The sequence below is a fragment of the Cellulomonas sp. P4_B5_2 genome (assembly GCF_056402235.1).
In genome coordinates, this window is the sequence record NZ_JBFUHU010000316.1 from 1 (window position 1) to 5,583 (window position 5,583).

The 5,583-nt window shown below is 71.8% G+C and carries 6 protein-coding genes and 1 pseudogene; 4 read left to right on the plus strand and 3 right to left on the minus strand.

The genetic code is table 11. From position 1 onward, the window contains the following. Nucleotides 1-1,492, minus strand: a 1,492-nt coding sequence (locus AC1DUQ_RS18330; RefSeq protein ID WP_477074298.1) for an FAD-dependent monooxygenase, incomplete at its 3' end; no start/stop codon positions are given. 140 nt (nucleotides 1,493-1,632) lie between these two features. On the opposite strand from AC1DUQ_RS18330, the gene AC1DUQ_RS18335 reads away from it, so the two are divergent. Beyond that, nucleotides 1,633-2,028, plus strand: a complete 396-nt coding sequence (locus AC1DUQ_RS18335; RefSeq protein ID WP_477061917.1) for a hypothetical protein — start codon at nucleotides 1,633-1,635, stop codon at nucleotides 2,026-2,028. 229 nt (nucleotides 2,029-2,257) lie between these two features. On the opposite strand, the gene AC1DUQ_RS18340 is transcribed toward AC1DUQ_RS18335, so the two are convergent. Next, entirely contained in the window at nucleotides 2,258-2,767 is a 510-nt protein-coding gene (locus AC1DUQ_RS18340) for a metallophosphoesterase family protein (protein WP_477061916.1), read from the minus strand. Nucleotides 2,768-2,864: 97 nt separating this feature from the next. Between AC1DUQ_RS18340 and AC1DUQ_RS18345 the strand changes: the two genes are divergently transcribed. The 3 genes and pseudogenes from AC1DUQ_RS18345 to AC1DUQ_RS18355 all read left to right on the plus strand — a co-directional run bounded on the left by AC1DUQ_RS18345 (nucleotide 2,865) and on the right by AC1DUQ_RS18355 (nucleotide 5,117). Further along, a complete protein-coding gene (locus tag AC1DUQ_RS18345) occupies nucleotides 2,865-3,320 on the plus strand; it encodes a hypothetical protein (protein WP_477061915.1) in 456 nt (151 codons plus the stop codon). Further along, nucleotides 3,317-4,396, plus strand: a pseudogene (locus AC1DUQ_RS18350) (NRAMP family divalent metal transporter); the annotation flags it as partial. The gene AC1DUQ_RS18345 and the pseudogene AC1DUQ_RS18350, both read left to right, overlap by 4 nt. Nucleotides 4,397-4,763: 367 nt before the next feature. Then, a complete protein-coding gene (locus tag AC1DUQ_RS18355) occupies nucleotides 4,764-5,117 on the plus strand; it encodes a PRC-barrel domain-containing protein (protein ID WP_477061912.1) in 354 nt (117 codons plus the stop codon). 17 nt (nucleotides 5,118-5,134) lie between these two features. Here AC1DUQ_RS18355 and AC1DUQ_RS18360 read toward each other — a convergent pair. Then, the coding region (locus AC1DUQ_RS18360) for a M23 family metallopeptidase (protein WP_477074299.1) at nucleotides 5,135-5,583 on the minus strand (449 nt) is incomplete at its 5' end.

Consider the following 5,583-nt stretch of genomic DNA (forward strand, 5'->3'; position numbering starts at 1 on the left):
GGGCTCGACCCGACGCGTCGTGCAGGACGTGCGGCGCGGCGACCGTGCTCAGGCGATGGACGGCGACCGTGCCGCGTCCGGAGGAGAGGACGTCGTCGATGTCGGGACCTCGGACGTCGGACGGTCCGTGGACGAGCAGGTGGAACCACTCCCCGGCGGTGGCCTCGTGCAGCGTCGTCGACCTGCCGTCGAGCTCGAGTGGCGCGTCGGGGAGTCGATCGCCGGCACGGCTCGCGCGACGGGAGGATCGGGGGGCCTCGACCGAGAGTGGGCTGCGACGGTAGCGGATGCCGAGCTCGGAGATGGTCCGGAACGCCGCCGCACGACCGGCGCGGACACGCACCAGCACAGGCAGCATCGCCGGGGCGAGACGGCTTCGCGCGAACACCACCGCAGCGTTCGGGGACGTTGCGATCGTGAAGGCGCGGTCCGTGAAGCGGAGCACGGTGCGTCCGACCGGCGCCCGCTCGGACTCGTACGTGTCCAGCAGGGCTGGCCTCCCGCGACCGGAGGTCACCAGCGCGAGCTTCCAGGCGAGGTTCACCGCGTCCTGGATCCCGGTGTTCATCCCCTGCGCCCCGGCCGGGCTGTGCACGTGCGCGGCGTCCCCGGCAACGAACACCCGGCCGGCGCGATAGTGCGCGGCTCCACGGTTGTGCAGCCGGAAGTTCGTCATCCACACCGGGTCGCGCAACCGCACCTGCCCACCCGTGTAGCGGTGAGCGAGGGCCTGGAGCTCCGACAGGGTCACGTCATCGTCGGCGCGGCCCGCGTCGCCAGGGGGTCGCATCACCAGCATGCGCCAGGTGGTCGGCCTGCCGAGCGGGAAGAAGAACAGCATCCCCGACGTGCCGAGGAACGCGTGCGCGGCTCCCCTCTCGATCCCGTCGGCCTCGAGGTCGGCCAGCACGAAGGTCTGTGGGTAGACGTTGCCCGTGAACGGGATCCCGACGTGGGTGCGAACCGCGCTGCGCGGACCGTCGCAGCCGACGACGTACTGCGCGACGACGGTCTCCTCTCGTCCCGCACCGTCTCGCAGGGTGCAGGTGACGGCCTGCGTGCCGTTCTCGAGCGCGACCAGCTCCACTCCCCGCTCGAGCCGTACCCCACGCGCGTTCAGGTGCTGACCGAGCACCTGCTCCGTCTCGGCCTGGGAGAGGAAGAGCAGGAACGGGTAGCGGGTGTCCGGGACCCCGATGTCGAACAGCGGGAACCGCACCACCTTGTGGGGGAAGTGGATGAGCACGTCGACAGCGCGATCCCCGCGTCGGAGGAGCTCGTCGGTGACCCCAAGCCCGGCGAGGACCTCGAGGGTGCGCGGCTGGATCGCCAGCGCCCGTGACTCTCGGACGCGGTCGAGCTGGCGGTCGACGATGCGCACCCGGACGTGACGACGCGCCAGCTCCGCGGCAAGGGTGAGGCCGGTGGGCCCGGCGCCGACCACCAGGACCTCGACCGACGCTGCGCCGAGCGGTTCGCCCTCATCGCTCACACGAGCAACGTAACCACCGAGCCGAGGTGCAGGTACGGATTGCGCACGACACAGTGACCGCCACGGTGCCAGAGCGTGCGGGCGATCGCCGACGCAGCCGGGGCCACCGTCACCCCGATCGTCGGGCGCATGATGGACCCATGGGCGTGCCGAAGGAGACCTCCGCGAGCATCGAGATCCCGGTGAACCCCGAGGTCGCGTGGCGCGCCCTCACGACCGCCGCCGGCGCTGCGACCGACGCCACCGTCTGGCACCTGGCACACGCGGACGTCACGCTCGACACCCTCTCCCCCGCGGAGGCCGCGAGCGGGTACGGGGCGTGGAACGACGTCGACTACCGAGTGTCTGCACACCTGATTCCACGCGGCGCCCGCGAGACCGTGGTCGTCCTGACGGCCGAGTCCGATGTCGAGCTGCGAGGCATCGCCGGCGCTGCGCGGGCAGCGAGATCACGGCGTCAGACGCGGCGCGATCTGGAAGCCCTGGCCGCCGCGGTCGGCGAGCAGGTCACCAGCTGGAGCACCACCACCGGCTGACGGACGAGCGGTGCGGCGGGGTCACGGCCTCCGCGTGCCGAGGACGGGCTATCGATCAGGGGTGCGGCAGCTTCAGGCGGCTGTTGAGGACCTGGAGGTTCGCCGGCATCTCCGCCGCCGCCTGCCGTCGGACGACGAGCGGGACGAGCAGGCGCCCGATGCCGTGACCCTCGAAGTCGACGGTGATCGTCAGGCGGGTCAGCTCCGGCGCCTGCTACGGCCGGTCGGGTCAAGAGCGAGACGGCCGGTCGACCTGGTGCAGCTCCACGTCGACGAGCGCGCCCTGTCGGATCTGCGCCGTCATGAACGTCGCGAACGGCTGACGCCGGCGGTCCGTCGGCGATCCGGGGTTCAGCAGGCGCAGCCCTGCCGGCGTGACCGAGTCCCACGGGATGTGACTGTGTCCGAAGACCAGCACGTCGAGGTTCGGGTGCGCGACGTCGCACCGGTGCTCGCGGCCGACGGCCGGTCCCGTCTCGTGCACGACGCCGAGCCGAACGCCGTCCAGGTCGGCACGCGCGACTCTCGGCAGCAGTCGGTGCAGGGTGGGACCGTCGTTGTTGCCGTGGCACCCGACCATCCGGCGGGCCCGCCGGTTGAGCACGTCGGAGAACTCGTCGGACACCCAGTCGCCGGCGTGCACCACGACGTCGGCGTCGTCCACCGCGTCCCAGACGACGCCGGGCAGGTCGCGCGCCCTCCGCGGGATATGGGTGTCGGCGAGCAGGACCAGGCGCATGCTCCGATTCTGTCGCCTTCGGATCACGCGCAGGCTCGCGAGCACGGCGTTCGCCGTTCGCCGTGCGGCTCGAGCCGGAGAACGCGACGATGCGTCCATGCAGGCGATCCGCGGTTTTGCCGCGCTCGTCGCAGTCGCCGTCGCGGCGGGCTGCGCGACGGGTTCGGCGGCGACCGAGGCTGACGAGGCCCGCGCGCTCGCGGAGCCCGTGGCCCAGGCTGCCTCCGCGGTCGGAACCGCGCAGCTGTCGGTGCGGCTGCTCGGCGACGACCGCACGTCGGCCCCCGTTGCCGACACCGCGCTGATCGACTCGATCCACGTTCTCGCCGAGGCATCCGACGCCGTCGCCACCTTCGTCCCCAGCAACGGCACAGGCTCCGCCTGGCAGATCGACACTCTCGACGCCGTGCAGTCGGCGCAGACGGCCGTGGCGCAGGCACGCGCCTGGGCGAACGGGACCGGCGCGCTGTCGGACGCGACCGCCGCACTCGGGGCCAGCGCGGACCGGCTGGACGAGATCGCCGCCACGCTGGAGACGGCGGGCGGATCGTGAAGAAGATCCTCGGGCTCGCGCTGGGCATCCTCACCGCCATCGGTGGGTTCCTGGACATCGGGGACATGGTCACCAACGCGGTCGTCGGGTCCCGCTTCGGGCTCTCGCTCGCCTGGGTCGTCGGCGTCGGCGTCGTGGGGATCTGCCTGTTCGCCAGCATGTCCGGGCGGGTGGCCGCCGTCAGCGGGCGGGCGACCTTCGAGATCATCCGCGAACGCCTGGGACCGCGGGCGGCCGGCGCCAACCTGGCGGCGAGCTTTCTCATCAACCTGCTCACGCTGACGGCCGAGGTCGGCGGCATCGCGCTGGCCCTGCAGCTGGCCAGCAGCGTGGAGCCGCGGTTGTGGATCCCCGTGGCAGCCCTGGCGCTGTGGCTGGTGGTGTGGCGCACCAAGTTCTCGATCATGGAGAACGTCACCGGGATCGTCGGGCTCACGCTCGTCGTGTTCGCGGTCGCGGTCTTCCAGCTCGGCCCCGACTGGAGCGAGCTCGCCGAGCAGGCGTTCCACCCGAGCGTCCCTGGTACCGAGGGCCCCGCCGTGTACTGGTACTACGCGATCGCCCTGTTCGGCGCCGCCATGACGCCGTACGAGGTGTTCTTCTTCTCCTCCGGCGCGGTCGAGGAACGGTGGACCGTCAAGGACCTGGCGCAGTCGCGGCTCAACGTGCTGGTGGGCTTCCCGTTCGGCGGGGTGCTGTCGATCGCCATCGCCGCGTGCGCCGCCATCGTGTTCCTACCCGCCGGGATCGAGGTCTCGTCGCTCTCGCAGATCGTGCTGCCGGTCGCGCTCGCCGGCGGAAAGCTGGCCCTCGCCGTCGTCATCGTCGGGATCGTCGCCGCGACGTTCGGCGCCGCCCTGGAGACGTCGCTGTCCAGCGGGTACACCTTGGCGCAGTTCATGGGCTGGTCGTGGGGCAAGTTCCGGCGGCCGGCCCGGGCCGCGCGGTTCCACCTGACGATGATCGTCTGCATCCTGGTGGCTGCCGGCGTGCTGATGACCAGCGTCGACCCCATCAAGGTCACCGAGTTCTCGGTCGTCTTCTCCGCCATCGCCCTGCCGCTGACCAGCCTTCCCCCCGACGAGCACCTCCGGGGACTCGCGCTCGACGCGCGCCTGCACCTGCTCGACCGGCAGGTCCTCGACGTCGACGGCGTCCCGGTGTGCACGGTCGACGACCTCGAGCTGCACGGAGTCGACGGCGCCGACCTCCCCGACGGGAGGCAGACCGTCGTCGTGACGTCGCTGTTGAGCGGGGCCGTGCTGGCCACGCGCATCTTCGGTGGGAGACCACCGCCATCCCGCTGGCACCGGATCCGCTGGGCACACGTCGCCGACGTGGGCACCACCGTCCGGCTGGGGGTGCACGGCGACGAGCTGGACGTCACCTGGCAGGAGCGATGGGTCCGCGACCACGTCATCCGCCGCATCCCTGGGGGCAGCCATGATCCTGGGTGACCTGCTCGACTCCCCGGTCCGCGACGCCGACGGCCGCGCGCTCGGGTACGTCGTCGACGTCCGCCTCGTCATGGACGGCCCTGTCGACGGACTCCTCGCGGCGCTGCGCCTGCACGGTCTGCTGGTCAGTCCACGCACGGGCACGTCGTTCCTCGGCTACGAGCGCACCGGCGTCAACGCCCCCGCGGTGCTCGCCCGGTGGTTCGCCTGGCGGCACCGTGGCACGTTCCTGGTGCACTGGGAGGACGTCCAGGCCGTCAGCCGGGACGCCGTGGTGCTGCGCCCGGGACACCGCAGGTACGCGCCCGACCTGCCGGGCGCGCGCGCCTCACGGGCCTGAGGAGCGGGGACCGTCGCTCAGCGGGCCAGCAGAGGTCGCGGGTTGACGGTCGACCCGTTCACGTAGACCTCGAAGTGCAGGTGGCATGCACCGGAGAGGCCCGTGTTCCCGGAGTAGCCGATCAGCTGCCCCTTGGCGACGCCCTGACCTGCCCTGACGACCGAGCGGGTCAGGTGGTTGGAGCTGCTCATCACCGAGTTCCCCCCGACCGTCCCGTAGTCGAGCATGACCTGGTTGCCGAAGCCGTTGCGCCACTGCGACCAGAGCACTGTCGCGTCGCGCGGCGCGTACAGGGGCGTGTTGCACCCGGTGCGCAGGTCGATGCCGGCGTGCAGGCGCACGTAGCCCAGGATCGGGTGCAGCCGCATGCCGTACTCCGAGGTCACGTACATCGGGTTGATCGAGGTCGGGTTGGCGAACAGGGCTCCGGACACCGATCCCGACGGGGGCTGGACCGGCGCCGGCG

Coding starts and splice junctions, on each gene's coding strand:
- AC1DUQ_RS18355 (WP_477061912.1), top strand. CDS start 4,764: ATGATCCTGGGTGACCTGCTCGACTCCCCGGTCCGCGACGCCGACGGC.
- AC1DUQ_RS18335 (WP_477061917.1), top strand. CDS start 1,633: ATGGGCGTGCCGAAGGAGACCTCCGCGAGCATCGAGATCCCGGTGAAC.
- AC1DUQ_RS18340 (WP_477061916.1), bottom strand. CDS start 2,767: ATGCGCCTGGTCCTGCTCGCCGACACCCATATCCCGCGGAGGGCGCGC.
- AC1DUQ_RS18345 (WP_477061915.1), top strand. CDS start 2,865: ATGCAGGCGATCCGCGGTTTTGCCGCGCTCGTCGCAGTCGCCGTCGCG.